Raw genomic sequence first — 13,468 nt, 5'->3', positions numbered from 1 at the left:
GTTTAAGGTTATGATACCGGCAGGGTATTTATCCGGCGTAAGCCATTGTCATCCGCAGCCCTGAAAGGCTATGTTTAACCAGGTCGCGGTTGTTTAACGAATCCGAGTCTCAAAATTAGCAGGGGTGTAAAAATGGAAAACAGCAAACCTTCATTCCAGGACGTGCTTGAGTTTGTCCGCTTGTTCCGTCGTAAAAACAAACTTCAGCGCGAAATTCAGGACGTTGAGAAAAAGATCCGTGACAACCAGAAGCGCGTGCTGCTGCTCGACAACCTGAGCGACTACATCAAGCCTGGCATGAGCGTAGAGGCCATTCAGGGCATCATCGCCAGCATGAAAAGCGACTATGAAGACCGCGTGGATGATTACATCATCAAGAATGCGGAAATCTCCAAAGAGCGCCGTGAGATCTCCAAAAAGCTTAAAGCGATGGGCGAACTGAAAGCCCACGAGCCGAAAGGCGAATAAGCGATAAACCGCCTCCGGGCGGTTTTTTTACGCCCGCATCCCGCAAAAGGGCGTTCAGGCGGTGCGCGTTCGTTGCGCTTCCCGCTGCCCGAAACAGGCTGCCCCGTGCCTGTGCTAAAATTTATCCTGTCCTCGCCAAAAGCCGACTCCTGGTTTTCTGACGTTAACAAAAACATACCGTAGCATGATGGCTTTAACAGACGGCGCGGGTAATGACTTAACTCATCCCCCGGATACAGGAAAACCTATGGCCAGAGTGTTGTTGCTTGCCGCTTTGCTGATGGTCGCCGCCATGCGCGCCGGGCTCGCTGTCACCTGGTTGCTGCCGTCGGAGGGCAGCCGTCTGGTCGGCAATACGTTTAGCGTGGTGGTGCCGCAGGGCAATACCGAGCCGTTAGAATCTTTCGCCGCGACTTACAGCCAGGGGCTGAGCAATATGCTGGAAGCGAATCCAGGCGTCGATCCTTTCCTGCCCGCCGCAGGCACGACACTGGTCATTCCGCAGCAGCTGATCCTGCCTGATACAAAGCGGGAAGGGATTGTCATTAACGTGGCGGAGATGCGGCTTTACTACTATCCGCCCGACACCAATACGGTGGAAGTGCTGCCCATCGGCATCGGCCAGGCGGGCCGTGAGACGCCGCGAAACTGGGTGACACGCGTGGAGCGCAAGCAGGAGGCGCCCGCCTGGGTGCCAACGGCCAATACCCGACGTGAGTATGAAAGCCGCGGTGAGACGCTGCCAGCGATGGTGCCGCCAGGCCCGGAAAACCCCATGGGCCGCTATGCGATTTATATTGGCAGGCTGTATGCCATCCACGGCACGAATGCGCGTTTTGGCATTGGCCTGCGGGTGAGTCAGGGCTGCATTCGTCTGCGTGACGCCGATATTAAATACCTGTTTGATAATGTGCCGGTTGGCACTCGCGTACAGATTATCGACCAGCCGGTGAAGTTCACCACCGAGCCTGACGGCTCGCGCTGGCTGGAAGTGCATGAACCGTTGTCGCGTAACCGGGTGGAGTTTGAATCGAACAAGCGTGTACCGCTGTCGGTGCAGCCGGTATTGCGAAAAGCGATGCAGGAGGGAAGCGTGAACGCGGCGGCGGTAACCGAAGCGATGGAGCGAAGATCGGGAATGCCGGTGCAGATTGGCTTTGCCTCTGCCGGGACAAACGGGCTATAAAAAAAGCCCGCAGTTTAGCGGGCTTTCGAATTTGGCTCCTCTGACTGGACTCGAACCAGTGACATACGGATTAACAGTCCGCCGTTCTACCGACTGAACTACAGAGGAATTGTGGAGGCTAATCTTAGCGTCGCCGCGGAATTTGTCAAACACGATTTCATCGCGTCGCGTTCAGTTGCTCTAAAACCACACAGCGCCCCCTGTTTTTTAGCAATTTACCGGAAAAACTTTGCAGTTGTTTACGAACTAACCCATTATTTGAAATGGGGTTTCAACTTTAAGTGAAGGTTATCTTGAGCTTAGCGACCAGGTTGAACCAGGCGGTGAAAGGCACCCCCTGGTATGTCAGAAGAAAAAGTTATCGGGTACTGTTCTGGCGCGAAATCACGCCGCTCGCCGTACCTATTTTTCTGGAAAATACCTGCGTACTGCTGATGGGCGTGCTGAGCACTTTCCTCGTCAGCTGGCTTGGCAAAGAGGCGATGGCGGGCGTGGGGCTGGCGGACAGCTTCAACATGGTCGTGCTCTCGTTCTTTGCTGCGGTTGACCTCGGCACTACGGTAGTGGTCGCCTTCAGCCTCGGCAAGCGCGACCGACGACGCGCCCGCGCCGCCGCCCGGCAGTCGCTGGTGCTAATGACCATTGTGTCGATACTACTCGCGGCGCTGATTCATCTTTCCGGCAAATACATCATCGATTTCGTGGCGGGCGAGGCCACGCAGCAGGTGAAAGAGCTGGCGCTGACCTACCTTGAACTCACTGCCTGGAGCTACCCTGCCGCCGCCATTGCCCTTATCGGCAGCGGCGCGCTGCGCGGCGCCGGCAATACCAAAATTCCGCTGCTCATTAATGGCGGGATGAATATCCTGAATATCGTCATCAGCAGCTTTCTCATCTACGGGCTTTTCTCCTGGGATGGGATGGGGTTTGTCGGCGCGGGGCTGGGGCTGACCATTTCGCGCTATATCGGCGCCATCGGCATTATTTATGTGCTGATGATTGGCTTTAACCCTGCGCTGCGCATTACGCTGAAAAGCTACTTTTCGCCGCTGAAGCTCAATATTCTCTGGGAAGTGCTGGGCATTGGCCTGCCTGCCAGTATTGAATCGGTGCTGTTTAACGGCGGCAAGCTGCTGACGCAGATGTTTGTGGCTGGCATGGGCACCGATGTAATTGCAGGGAACTTCATCGCGTTTTCCATCGCTTCGCTCATCAACCTGCCGGGCAACGCGCTCGGCTCCGCCTCCACCATCATCACCGGCAAGCGGCTGGGGAAAGGGCAGATAGGCCAGGCCGAGCGGCAACTGCGCCACGTCTTCTGGCTTTCCACCATTATGCTGACCGCCATCGCCTGGCTTAGCGCTCCGTTCGCCGGGCTGCTCGCGTCGTTTTACACCCATGAGGAAGATGTAAAAGAGGTGGTGAAGGTGCTTATCTGGCTGAACGCCGCCTTCATGCCCATCTGGGCGGCCTCCTGGGTGCTGCCCGCCGGGCTGAAGGGCGCGCGCGACGCCCGTTTCGCCATGTGGGTTTCGATGCTCGGCATGTGGGGCTGTCGCGTTATCGCGGGCTATGTGCTGGGGATAATGCTCGGCTGGGGCGTGGTCGGCGTCTGGCTCGGTATGTTCCTCGACTGGGCGGTGCGCGGCGCGCTCTTCTACTGGCGCATGGCCAGCGGCAAATGGCTGCAAAAGTACCCGCGCGTGCGCTCGGAAACCGCCTCCAGGGTTGAAAGCAAAGCTACTGAAGCAGGTTAAGCAGCGCAAACAGGATTAGCAGCGCGCCGCCGCCTGTGTTAATAGCTCGCTTAAGCGCTCGCGTATTGATTTTGCGCGCGGAGGTTATCAGCAGCAGGCTGAGCGCGATAAGCCACAGGGCCATGACTGCCACATGCACCGAGGCGAGGGCTAAGTAATGGCCCACCTCGCCCTGACGGCCAGCAAACTGCGACACCACAGTCAGGTAAAAGAGAATCGCCTTCGGGTTAAGCACGTTGGCAAGCCAGGCATCCTTTAGCGTGATTACCTTCTCGTTTTTACTGAAAGCCAGCTCCTGTGCGCCCAGGCCGCTGCGGATAAGCTGTGCGCCCAGCCAGAGCAGGTAGAACGTACCCGCTATTTTCAGCAGGCCGAACAGGGCGGGGGAGGCCACCAGCAGCGAAGTCACGCCAAGGCCAATCAGCAGCGCATGGGTGTAAATGCCAAGCGCCGTTCCCGTTAACGTGACCAGAAGCCCTTTGCGGCCCTGCGCCAGCGCGCTGTTCATCGCAAGCGTAAAGCTCGCCCCCGGCGAGAGCGCCACCGGCAGCAGCGCCGGAATAAAACCCACGATGTCGATATCCATTCAGGTAACCGCAACCCGCTGTTTTTTCAGCAGCGCGCTCAGTTCGGCATCCAGTTCCCCGTCCACTACCAGCGTGCTGGCAAGCGAGAGCGGGCCGATGGCGAAGGCGGAGGCGGAATTGAGTTTTTCCTGCGAGGCCATGACGACTGTTTCCGCCGCGCGCGCGGACAGCGCCCGCTTAACGGAGGCCTCTTCATAATCGCCCGTCGTGAAGCCCGCGTTTTTGTGTACGCCGGTCACCCCCATAAAAAAGAGATCGGCATTGATGCGGTTAATGGATTCCAGCATCGAAGCGCCCACGGTAACAACGGAATGCTTGTAAAGCCTGCCGCCGATAAGAATAACGTCGACCCGGGGAAAATCGACCAGCCCGACCGCGATGCCGGGACTGTGGGTCACTGCCGTAAAAGGGAGATCGGCGGGCAGCTGTTTGATCATCTCTGTGGTTGTGGTGCCGCCGTCGATAATCACCACCTGGCCTGGCTGAATCAGCGCGGCGGCTTTGCGTGAAACTGCACGCTTTGAATCTATTTGCACGTTTTTTCTTGTTTCGAACGGGGCGAGGGCGGCGGAAACCGGCAGCGCGCCGCCGTGCACCCGCTGCAATAAGCCTTCTGCCGCTAACTCTCGTAGATCCCGACGTATGGAGTCTTCCGAAACGCCGAAGCGCTGGCTTAATTCCCCGGAAAGCACCTGCTTCTCGGCGGCTAAAATATCCAGAATACGTTTTTTTCGCTGGCTGGCGAGCATGCGTTTTTGTTCCTGTTTGTGCTTGACTATGCACGATTATCCATGCCAGAGTCTTTTTTGTCACGACGGGAGGGTAAAAAATGCTTCTGGAATCGCAAAAAGTGCGCAACGTTCATGAAACGTTGCTCTCGGATAACTGGTACACGCTGAAAAAATATCGCTTCGAACTGCTGCGCCGCGACGGCAACTGGCAGCAGCAGGAGCGCGAAGCCTACGACCGCGGCAACGGCGCGGCGATCCTGCTTTACAACAAAGCCAAAAAAACGGTGGTGTTGACCCGCCAGTTTCGCTTCCCCGTTTATCTTAACGATCGCCACGGCATGCTGATTGAAGCCGCCGCCGGCCTGCTCGACAACCTTTCACCGCAAGAGCGCATCAAAGCGGAAGCGCAGGAAGAGACTGGCTTTCGCGTTAGCCATGTTGAAAAAGTCTTTGAGGCTTATATGAGTCCGGGGTCAGTCACGGAAAAACTCTATTTTTTCATTGCCGAATACTCGGAGCGGGACCGCAGCAGCAACGGCGGCGGGGTGGCAGAAGAAGGGGAAGATATCGAAGTGCTGGAATGGCCCTTCGCCCGCGCCCTGGAAGCCATCAGAACCGGGGAAATTGAAGATGGGAAAACTATCATGCTGCTCCAGCATCTTGCCTTAAACGCCATCTTTGAGGAGAGGTTATGAAAAGCATGCAGATCCTGATTGCCGGCCCGGTAAGAAGCGGCACAAACGATCGCCCTGAACTTATCGACGCCAACCTGAAGCGGATGCAACAGGCCGCCCTGGAAGTCTGGCGGAAAGGTCACGTGCCGGTTATCGGCGAGTGGCTGGCCTTACCGCTGGCACAGGCCGCGGGTTCAACACGCATTGGCGATGAAATCAGCGAAGCGTATTTATACCCGGTGGCGCACCGGCTCATTGGCCACTGCGACGCGATTTTGCGGCTGGAAGGCGCTTCCCGCGGCGCCGATAACGACGTGCGCATCGGCCAGTCGCTGGGGCTTACTCTCTACACAAACCTCGACCAGGTGCCGCAGAGCGGTGTTTAGCAATAAGCGTTTGATACACAAAGCGAAGCCTGCGTTCGGCGGGCTTTTTTAATCGGGCGAACGCCTTGCTCGGTCAATTAATTTGACGCTGTATGTTAAACAAATGGCATTTATTCGTATCAGGGAACGCGTAAAGTAGACCTCACTCAAGGCAGACCCTCAGGCGCATTCCATTACGTAGTGTGAGAAACGCGCCGCCTGCCGATTATTTCCCTGAAGATAAGGTAAAAGGTCATGAAAAAGATCGGATTTTTGTCATTTGGTCACTGGACGCCTTCGCCGCAGTCCGGAACGCGTACGGCCGCTGACGCGTTGTTGCAATCCATCGATCTGGCCGTCGCGGCTGAAGAGCTGGGCGCGGACGGCGCTTATTTCAGGGTTCACCATTTTGCCCGTCAGCTCGCGTCGCCTTTCCCGCTGCTGGCGGCGATTGGCGCTAAGACCCGCAATATTGAAATCGGTACCGGCGTTATCGATATGCGCTATGAAAACCCGCTCTACATGGCGGAGAGCGCAAGCGCTGCGGATTTAATCTCCGGCGGACGGTTGCAGCTTGGCATCAGCCGCGGTTCGCCGGAGCAGGTGATCGACGGCTGGCGCTACTTTGGCTATCAGCCTGCGGAAGGGGAAAACGAGTCTGATATGGCGCGCCGCCACACGGAGGTGCTGCTGGATGTGCTGCGCGGCGAAGGGTTTGCGAAACCCAACCCGCAGCCGATGTTCCCGAACCCGCCGGGACTTTTGCGCCCGGAACCTTACTCGGAAGGCCTGCGTGAGCGCATCTGGTGGGGCGCGGGCTCGAATGCGACGGCGGTATGGGCAGCAAAACTCGGCATGAACCTGCAAAGCTCCACCCTGAAAGATGATGAAACCGGCGAGCCGTTCCACATTCAGCAGGCGAAGCAGATTCGCGCTTACCGTGAAGCCTGGGCGCAGGCGGGGCATACCCGAACGCCGCGCGTCTCCGTCAGCCGCAGCATTTTCGCCCTGATGGATGGCCGCGACCGCGCTTATTTCGGCGCCAGCCGTGACGAAAGCGACAAGGTTGGCTACCTGGATGAAAAAACCCGCGCTATCTTCGGGCGCAGCTACGCCGCTGAGCCAGATAAGTTAATCGAACAGTTGAAGCAGGACGAAGCGATAGCCGAAGCCGATACGCTGTTGCTGACCGTGCCGAACCAGCTGGGCGTGGACTACAACGTACACGTGATTGAGTCCATTCTTAAGCACGTCGCTCCGGCGATGGGCTGGCGTGAATAGCCTGATAAGGCCAGTCTGAAGTAAAAAAGCCCCGCATTGTAGAAGATGCGGGGCTTTTGATTTTGGGTGAGTCAGGGCGGGGCTACCGCAAGCAGATACGCCTGCCTTTATTTCTTCTTATTAAGCATCGACTTTAAATCGGCAAAGGGGTTATAGGTTGCCGCAGCCACATCTTTTTGCGCGTCTTCGCCCGCCACAACGGTTGTGCCGTACTGGTCCGCTTCCGTGTACTTCGAGTGTTCGTGGTCATGGCAATAAAGACACAATAACTCCCAGTTACTGCCATCTTCCGGGTTATTGGTATGGTCATGATCAATATGGTGGACCGTTAATTCACGCAGGTTAGAGTAAACAAATTCACGCGAGCAGCGCCCACATACCCACGGGTAGAGTTTTAAAGCTTTCTCACGGTAGCCGCTTTCCAGCCGTGAGTAGTTTTTTGGGATCAGAGCCATGCCGATGTTACCTGTTACAAGGAGATAATTTACATGTGGTTTGAGCAGGCTAGCCTGCCTGGCAGGACACTGCAAGCGTCATTCACCATCCGCCCCGCGCTCTGTAAAGAGAGGGCTTCTTTTAAGATTAGCTCTCTCCTGGGCTCCTCAGTTGCTGGAATACGTTTATTTTACTCACTCGCTGCTCGCGCCTCTGTTTTCTTCACGCCGTGTCGCCACGCGCCAGCATGCGCGCTTAAAAATCATTGAGCGAAGCGCAGCCTCAGGCAGACGAGTGCTTCCGTGTTGCGCCTGTTGGCGGCCAAAGTTGATAAACGCCTCAAAAATACCCTTAAAATTATCATGGCTTAACCCACCTACCATAATTAGTAGGGTTGAGCCAACAGAGGAAAATACTATGAAGGGGTTATCAGAGGTAAATATCGACGAGTTCAAAAAGCAGTTCACGGGGCAGGTGATTCTTCCTGAAGATGCAGGTTATGACGAGGTGCGCCAGATCTGGAACGCCATGATCGACCGTAAACCTGCGTTGATTGTCCGCTGCACGACGCCTGAGGATATCGTCCAGGCCATCGAATTTGGGCGCACGCAAAATCTCCTCATTTCCATCCGCGGGGGTGGGCATAACATCGCGGGCAATGCCGTGTGCGACGATGGCCTGATGATCGACCTGTCGTTGATGAAGGGCGTGGAAGTGGACCCGAACACCCGCAGGGCCAGCGTGGAGCCAGGCTGCACCCTTGCCGACTTCGATGCGGCGGCGCAGGCCTGGGGCCTTGCCACGCCCCTCGGCATCAATTCGACCACCGGCGTAGCTGGCCTGACGCTTGGCGGCGGGTTCGGCTGGCTGAGCCGCAAGTATGGCATGACGATAGACAATTTACTCTCCGTGGAGGTTATTACGGCAGATGGCAGGCAACTGCACGCCAGCGAAACAGAAAACGCCGATCTCTTTTGGGGAGTGCGGGGCGGCGGCGGCAACTTCGGTGTGATTACTCGCTTCGAATTCCAGCTTCATCCCGTCGGGCCGAACGTACTGAGTGGGCTCATCGTCTTTCCGTTTGAGCAGGCGAAGTCCGTTATCTCACAGTTCGCCCGTTTCACCGAGACGATGCCGGAAGCGCTCAATGTCTGGATGGTGACGCGCAAAGCGCCTCCGCTGCCTTTCCTGCCAGAAAACGTTCACGGGAAAGAGATGGTTGCGCTCGCGCTGTGCTATGCGGGCGACCCACAAGAAGGCGAGAAGCTCATCGAGCCGCTGCGCGGGTTCGGCACTGTGCTTGGCGAACACATCGGCGTACAGCCCTATACGGCCTGGCAGCAGGCGTTCGATCCGCTCTTAACAAAAGGGGCGCGCAACTACTGGAAGTCGCATAACTTCTCGCAAATCAGCGAAGGCGTTATCGATGCCATCGTTGAATATGCGGCCAGATTGCCGTCGCCGCATTGTGAGATATTTATCGGCACAATTGGCGGCAAGACGACCAGCGTACCGCCCGAGGCCATGGCTTACTCAAGCCGGGACGCCAGATATGTGATGAATGTGCACGGGCGTTGGGAGACCGCCGCCGAGGATGAGCGCTGTATCGCCTGGGCGCGTGAATTCTTCGCTAAATCACAGCCATTTGCCAGCGGCGGTGCCTACATCAACTTCCTCACCCACGACGAGACCGACCGCATCGTCTTCGCTTACGGTACGACCTGGAAGCGGCTGGTGGAGCTTAAAAATAAATACGACCCGATGAACCTCTTCCGGATGAATCAGAACATCAAGCCGGCATGAGACCAGGGATGCGCCTGACGACAGGGTCTGCACGCACACCGCAGATGCTCAACGTCAGGCGCAATCACGGCGCGCTTTATTGATATCACTCGGCATTTGTACAGGGCGAAGAGGGCGCTTGCGCCGCCGCCTGTAAACGCCAGGCTAGCGCGTTTACGGTTTTTTACTCCTCTACTTTATCGCTCCTTGAGCATCCAGACGTAAACTAAAGACGTAGTCTGCGCGGACATTGTGCTTTACACTGCGCGCTGCAAAAACTGAGTAGATAACGATTAAGCAGGCGATAATGGCGATGAACGGAACAATCACAACCTGGTTCAAAGAAAAAGGGTTTGGGTTTATCAAAGATGAAAACGGCGATAACCGTTATTTTCATGTAATTAAGGTCGCCAATCCGGAACTGATTAAAAAAGATGCCGCGGTGACATTCGAACCCACCACCAATAATAAAGGGTTGTCAGCTTATGCGGTGAAAGTCGTACCGGAGAGCAAATACATTTATATCGCGGGCGAGCGCCTGAAGCTCACGTCTATCAAATCTTACGTGGTTTTCAGCGAAGAGGTGCCTGTCAGCACGCGCATCGATAAAGAAAATGCGGTGCTCTCTGTCGGAACGTTAATGAGCAGCATCAGGCCGAAATCCGCCGCTAAGCCTGGTGAAATGCGCTCGCTGAAAAAGCTGGCTATCACTACTTTCCAGGGAACCACATTAATCTTTTCGGAAGATGAGATTGATGTGGATGCCACGGTGAAACTGCTTAAAGTTTGATATGACTTGCGCCGGGTTCCGGACAGATTATACGCCGAAAGGCTACCGCACCCGGGCCTCGCTGCCTGAATACAACCTCACCCATGACTGGCGGGTTATAGAAACGAAGATGACAAAACTTACCTTACAAGAGCAGATGCTAAAGGCTGGCTTAGTGACCAGCAAAAAAATGGCTAAAGTGCAAAGAACGGCGAAAAAATCACGGGTTCAGGCCCGTGAGGCGAGAGAAGCCGTGGAAGAGAATAAAAAAGCGCAGCTTGAGCGCGATAAGCAGCTAAGCGAACAGCAAAAACAGGCGGCTTTATCAAAAGAGTATAAAGCTCAGGTTAAGCAACTCATTGAAATGAACAGAATTACCATTTCAAAAGGCAACATCGATTTTAACTTCACCGATAATAACGTCATCAAAAAAGTTGTTGTGGATAAGCCCACCCAGACGCAGCTGATAAACGGCCGTCTCGCCATTGCGCGTTTAGTGGTTGATGGCAAGGGAGAGTGTGAGTACGCCATTATCCCGGCGAGCGTCGCCGATAAAATCGCGCAGCGAGATGCGAGCAGCATTGTCGTCAATCACGTGCTGAGCCAGGAAGCGCAGGATGAGGACGACCCGTATGCTGATTTCAAAGTCCCTGATGATTTGATGTGGTAATGAGCCGGTATTGCGTGGAGAGACTACGGCGTTGGGTGCTTGCTGATGCCAGCGGGAACGCTTTCTTGAGCGCTCGGCTTGCACGGATGACAGAAATCAGCAGGGAAGCATGATATTTCCATGCCTGCCGCGGCAGGCGATAACCTACTACAGACGTTAACCCAGGGGGCTGCTTATGAGCGCTGAAATACCACTTAAATATTATGATATCGCGGATGAGTACTCGACAGAATGCGCGGAGCCGGTAAAGGAGTCAGAACGCGAACCCCTGGCGCGCTATTTCCAGCTGCTGATCACCCGGTTAATGAACAACGAGGAAATTAGCGAAGAGGCGCAGCGAGAGATGGCCAGTGAAGCCGGTATTGACGAAGAACGTATCGATGAGATAGCGACGTTTCTGAATCAGTGGGGCAACGAGTAACGCCATTTTCAAAGGGCGCAAAGCAAGCAGGGTTGCGTCCTTTTATCTGTTTAGCGCTCTGAACCAGCAAAGCAAAAAGCCCGCTTAAGTTTCCTTAAGCGGGCTTTTTTGAATGTGGCTCCTCTGACTGGACTCGAACCAGTGACATACGGATTAACAGTCCGCCGTTCTACCGACTGAACTACAGAGGAATCGTGTGAACGGGGCGCATAGTAACGAGATGCCCCTGGGTTGTCAAAAGCTCTTTTAAAAAAACGCGCCGTTTGCCGATTAATTCCGCAAGCTGCGCTTTTTTTGACACTTTTCTGGGCTGAAAGGCCGCATAGCGGGCGCGCCAGTCAAAAGAAAACGCCGCCGCGAAGGGGATACGCGGCGGCGTTTTTTCAGCAGGGGGATCAGCGGAACGGCGGTTCGTTGAAGGTGCGCAGCTTACGGGAGTGTAAGCGCTCGCCCTCGGCGCGCAACAGGTCGATAGCGCGAATGCCAATCTGCAAATGCTCTGAAATGGCCCCTTCATAAAAGCGGTTCGCCTGACCGGGCAGCTTAATCTCTCCGTGCAGCGGCTTGTCGGAAACGCACAGCAGCGTGCCGTAAGGGACGCGGAATCGATAACCCTGGGCGGCGATGGTAGCGCTCTCCATATCAATCGCCACCGCGCGGCTTAAGTTGAAGCGCAGCGCGGAGGCGGAGTAGCGCAGCTCCCAGTTGCGATCGTCGGTGGTGACAACGGTGCCCGTACGCAGCCGTTGCTTAACTTCTTCGCCCGGCATGTCGCTCACCAGTTTGGTGGCGTCATACAGCGCGCGCTGCACTTCCGCGATACTCGGGATAGGGATATCCGGCGGCAGTACGGCATCCAGCACGTGGTCGTCGCGCAAATATGCGTGCGCCAGCACATAGTCGCCAATCGCCTGGCTTTCACGCAGCCCGCCGCAATGACCAATCATCAACCAGACATCCGGACGCAGCACGGCGAGATGATCGCAGATGGTTTTCGCGTTCGACGGCCCGACGCCGATATTGATAAGCGTAATGCCCTGACCGTCAGCGGTAATCAGATGCCAGGCGGGCATCTGGTGCTTTTTCCAGGCGAGATCGGAAATGACCTCTTCCGGCCCTTCGGTATCCGCGGTGATCCAGACGCCGCCCGCACAAGAGAGCGCCACGTAAGGGCTTTCCGGATCGAGGATCTGGCTGCAACCCCAGCGCACAAACTCATCCACGTAACGCGTGTAGTTAGTGAACAGCACGAACGGCTGGAAATGCTCGGCGGGCGTGCCGGTGTAGTGCCGCAGGCGCGCCAGCGAAAAATCCACGCGGCGGGCGTCGAAATGCGAGAGCGGGTAAAACTCGGTCGGATGGAAGATGCCGTCGGCGGTCTCATCGCCAATCTGCGCAAGCTCAGTGGTCGGGAAATGGCGGGCGAGACCGGCGCTCATCGAGCGGTCCAGCGTCAGCGTGGAGCCGTCTATTACATAAGGGTAGGGGATCTCATGCTGAGAAGGCGAAACCTCGATCGTCGCGCCGTAATCTTCGTACAGCAGCGTCAGCTGTTCCGCCAGATAAGGCCGAAACAGCGAAGGGCGGGTGATGGTGGTGGTATAGCAGCCCGGGTGAGTAAAGCGGGCGTAGGCGCGAGTTTTCTTCGGGTTGCGGGCGTTGCCGTCCCAGCTTACCCGCAACTGCGGGTAGACGAATAACCCTTGCGAACGGCGAGCCTCTTGCGGCGTTTCGCCGTTTTCAATAAAGGCGGCGATGGCTTCGCGCAGGGCGTTAACCGCTGCGTCGTACATGGCGTCGAGTTTATCAAGCGCTTGTTCTGGCGTCAGGTGAGTTCCGGCTTCGTTATGCATATTTTCTCCTTATCCCGCACGACAGGCGGGTGTTAGCCATGCCGTTAGTATGTCACAGGATAAGGAAAGCGCAGTGAAGGAAAGATGAAACGCGGAAAAGCAAAAAGCCCGCTTAAGTTTCCTTAAGCGGGCTTCTCTGAATTTGGCTCCTCTGACTGGACTCGAACCAGTGACATACGGATTAACAGTCCGCCGTTCTACCGACTGAACTACAGAGGAATCGTGTGAACGGGGCGCATACTAACGGCGCAGGCCGGGATTGTCAAAGGGCGAATTGACGTTAACGATTCGTTTGCCGACAAATTAGCCATCCCGCGCGCAGACCCTTCATAAAACCCCCTCTCGCACCGTTCTGGTGCAACCGTCGTTCGAAACGGGGCATCACAAAAACGCTGTTTCAATAATGGTTCAAGGCGTTGTGATTGGTTTCTCTTATTATCCAGCCGTTTAGCGTCTCTGGTCGGAGCAATCTGAAAACTGGCAAGCATA

Annotated in this window: 14 protein-coding genes and 3 tRNA genes; 10 read left to right on the top strand and 7 right to left on the bottom strand. The window is 55.9% G+C overall.

Annotation, left to right across the window (positions count from 1 at the left end):
* Positions 1-132: 132 nt before the first annotated feature.
* Together ACU4F7_RS14555 and ldtA are read left to right on the top strand one after the other, a co-directional pair.
* Positions 133-468: a DUF496 family protein gene (locus tag ACU4F7_RS14555; protein WP_024552600.1), complete on the top strand. Its 336-nt coding sequence runs from the start codon at positions 133-135 to the stop codon at positions 466-468.
* A gap of 280 nt (positions 469-748) precedes the next feature.
* A complete protein-coding gene (gene ldtA / locus ACU4F7_RS14550) occupies positions 749-1,654 on the top strand; it encodes a L,D-transpeptidase (protein ID WP_481638740.1) in 906 nt (301 codons plus the stop codon).
* A 32-nt stretch (positions 1,655-1,686) separates the two neighbouring features.
* On the opposite strand, the gene ACU4F7_RS14545 is transcribed toward ldtA, so the two are convergent.
* A tRNA-Asn gene (locus tag ACU4F7_RS14545) sits at positions 1,687-1,762 on the bottom strand.
* Between the two features lie 185 nt (positions 1,763-1,947).
* On the opposite strand from ACU4F7_RS14545, the gene ACU4F7_RS14540 reads away from it, so the two are divergent.
* Entirely contained in the window at positions 1,948-3,411 is a 1,464-nt protein-coding gene (locus tag ACU4F7_RS14540) for an EmmdR/YeeO family multidrug/toxin efflux MATE transporter (protein WP_481637206.1), read from the top strand.
* Here the strand turns inward: ACU4F7_RS14540 and ACU4F7_RS14535 are convergent.
* Together ACU4F7_RS14535 and ACU4F7_RS14530 are read right to left on the bottom strand one after the other, a co-directional pair.
* Positions 3,395-3,997, bottom strand: coding sequence for a LysE family translocator (locus ACU4F7_RS14535; protein WP_481637205.1), 603 nt, complete (start codon positions 3,995-3,997; stop codon positions 3,395-3,397). The two genes, ACU4F7_RS14540 and ACU4F7_RS14535, sit on opposite strands and share 17 nt — an antisense overlap.
* Complete coding sequence (locus ACU4F7_RS14530) at positions 3,998-4,747, bottom strand: DeoR/GlpR family DNA-binding transcription regulator (RefSeq protein ID WP_481637204.1); 750 nt, start codon at positions 4,745-4,747, stop codon at positions 3,998-4,000.
* Between the two features lie 80 nt (positions 4,748-4,827).
* Between ACU4F7_RS14530 and ACU4F7_RS14525 the strand changes: the two genes are divergently transcribed.
* The 3 genes from ACU4F7_RS14525 to ACU4F7_RS14515 all read left to right on the top strand — a co-directional run bounded on the left by ACU4F7_RS14525 (position 4,828) and on the right by ACU4F7_RS14515 (position 7,049).
* Positions 4,828-5,424: a GDP-mannose pyrophosphatase gene (locus tag ACU4F7_RS14525; protein WP_481637203.1), complete on the top strand. Its 597-nt coding sequence runs from the start codon at positions 4,828-4,830 to the stop codon at positions 5,422-5,424.
* Positions 5,421-5,789, top strand: a complete 369-nt coding sequence (locus tag ACU4F7_RS14520; RefSeq protein ID WP_481637202.1) for an NUDIX hydrolase — start codon at positions 5,421-5,423, stop codon at positions 5,787-5,789. Before ACU4F7_RS14525 ends, ACU4F7_RS14520 begins: the two co-directional genes overlap by 4 nt.
* 234 nt (positions 5,790-6,023) lie before the next feature.
* The gene (locus ACU4F7_RS14515) at positions 6,024-7,049 is read left to right on the top strand and encodes an LLM class flavin-dependent oxidoreductase (RefSeq protein WP_481637201.1); all 1,026 of its coding nucleotides are present in this window, start codon (positions 6,024-6,026) and stop codon (positions 7,047-7,049) included.
* A 107-nt stretch (positions 7,050-7,156) separates the two neighbouring features.
* On the opposite strand, the gene yajD is transcribed toward ACU4F7_RS14515, so the two are convergent.
* Complete coding sequence (gene yajD, locus ACU4F7_RS14510) at positions 7,157-7,504, bottom strand: HNH nuclease YajD (RefSeq protein ID WP_024558618.1); 348 nt, start codon at positions 7,502-7,504, stop codon at positions 7,157-7,159.
* A 397-nt stretch (positions 7,505-7,901) separates the two neighbouring features.
* Here yajD and ACU4F7_RS14505 point away from each other — a divergent pair, with 397 nt between their 5' ends.
* The 4 genes from ACU4F7_RS14505 to ACU4F7_RS14490 all read left to right on the top strand — a co-directional run bounded on the left by ACU4F7_RS14505 (position 7,902) and on the right by ACU4F7_RS14490 (position 11,126).
* Positions 7,902-9,287, top strand: coding sequence for an FAD-binding oxidoreductase (locus tag ACU4F7_RS14505; protein WP_481637200.1), 1,386 nt, complete (start codon positions 7,902-7,904; stop codon positions 9,285-9,287).
* A gap of 286 nt (positions 9,288-9,573) precedes the next feature.
* Complete coding sequence (locus ACU4F7_RS14500; protein ID WP_029593247.1) at positions 9,574-10,056, top strand: cold-shock protein; 483 nt, start codon at positions 9,574-9,576, stop codon at positions 10,054-10,056.
* Positions 10,057-10,165: 109 nt separating this feature from the next.
* Positions 10,166-10,705, top strand: a complete 540-nt coding sequence (locus ACU4F7_RS14495; protein ID WP_029593246.1) for a DUF2058 domain-containing protein — start codon at positions 10,166-10,168, stop codon at positions 10,703-10,705.
* 175 nt (positions 10,706-10,880) lie between these two features.
* Complete coding sequence (locus tag ACU4F7_RS14490) at positions 10,881-11,126, top strand: YmjA family protein (protein WP_029593245.1); 246 nt, start codon at positions 10,881-10,883, stop codon at positions 11,124-11,126.
* A gap of 115 nt (positions 11,127-11,241) precedes the next feature.
* Here ACU4F7_RS14490 and ACU4F7_RS14485 read toward each other — a convergent pair.
* The 3 genes from ACU4F7_RS14485 to ACU4F7_RS14475 all read right to left on the bottom strand — a co-directional run bounded on the left by ACU4F7_RS14485 (position 11,242) and on the right by ACU4F7_RS14475 (position 13,198).
* Positions 11,242-11,317, bottom strand: a tRNA-Asn gene (locus ACU4F7_RS14485).
* Positions 11,318-11,521: 204 nt separating this feature from the next.
* Positions 11,522-12,979 (bottom strand): AMP nucleosidase, encoded by a 1,458-nt coding sequence (locus tag ACU4F7_RS14480; RefSeq protein WP_481637199.1) that lies wholly within the window; start codon positions 12,977-12,979, stop codon positions 11,522-11,524.
* Between the two features lie 143 nt (positions 12,980-13,122).
* Positions 13,123-13,198: transfer RNA gene (locus tag ACU4F7_RS14475), tRNA-Asn, on the bottom strand.
* Positions 13,199-13,468 lie beyond the last annotated feature (270 nt).

This window comes from Franconibacter pulveris (assembly GCF_056780215.1).
Note: the sequence above shows the minus strand (reverse complement) of the source record. Positions and strands in the feature narration are given on the sequence as shown.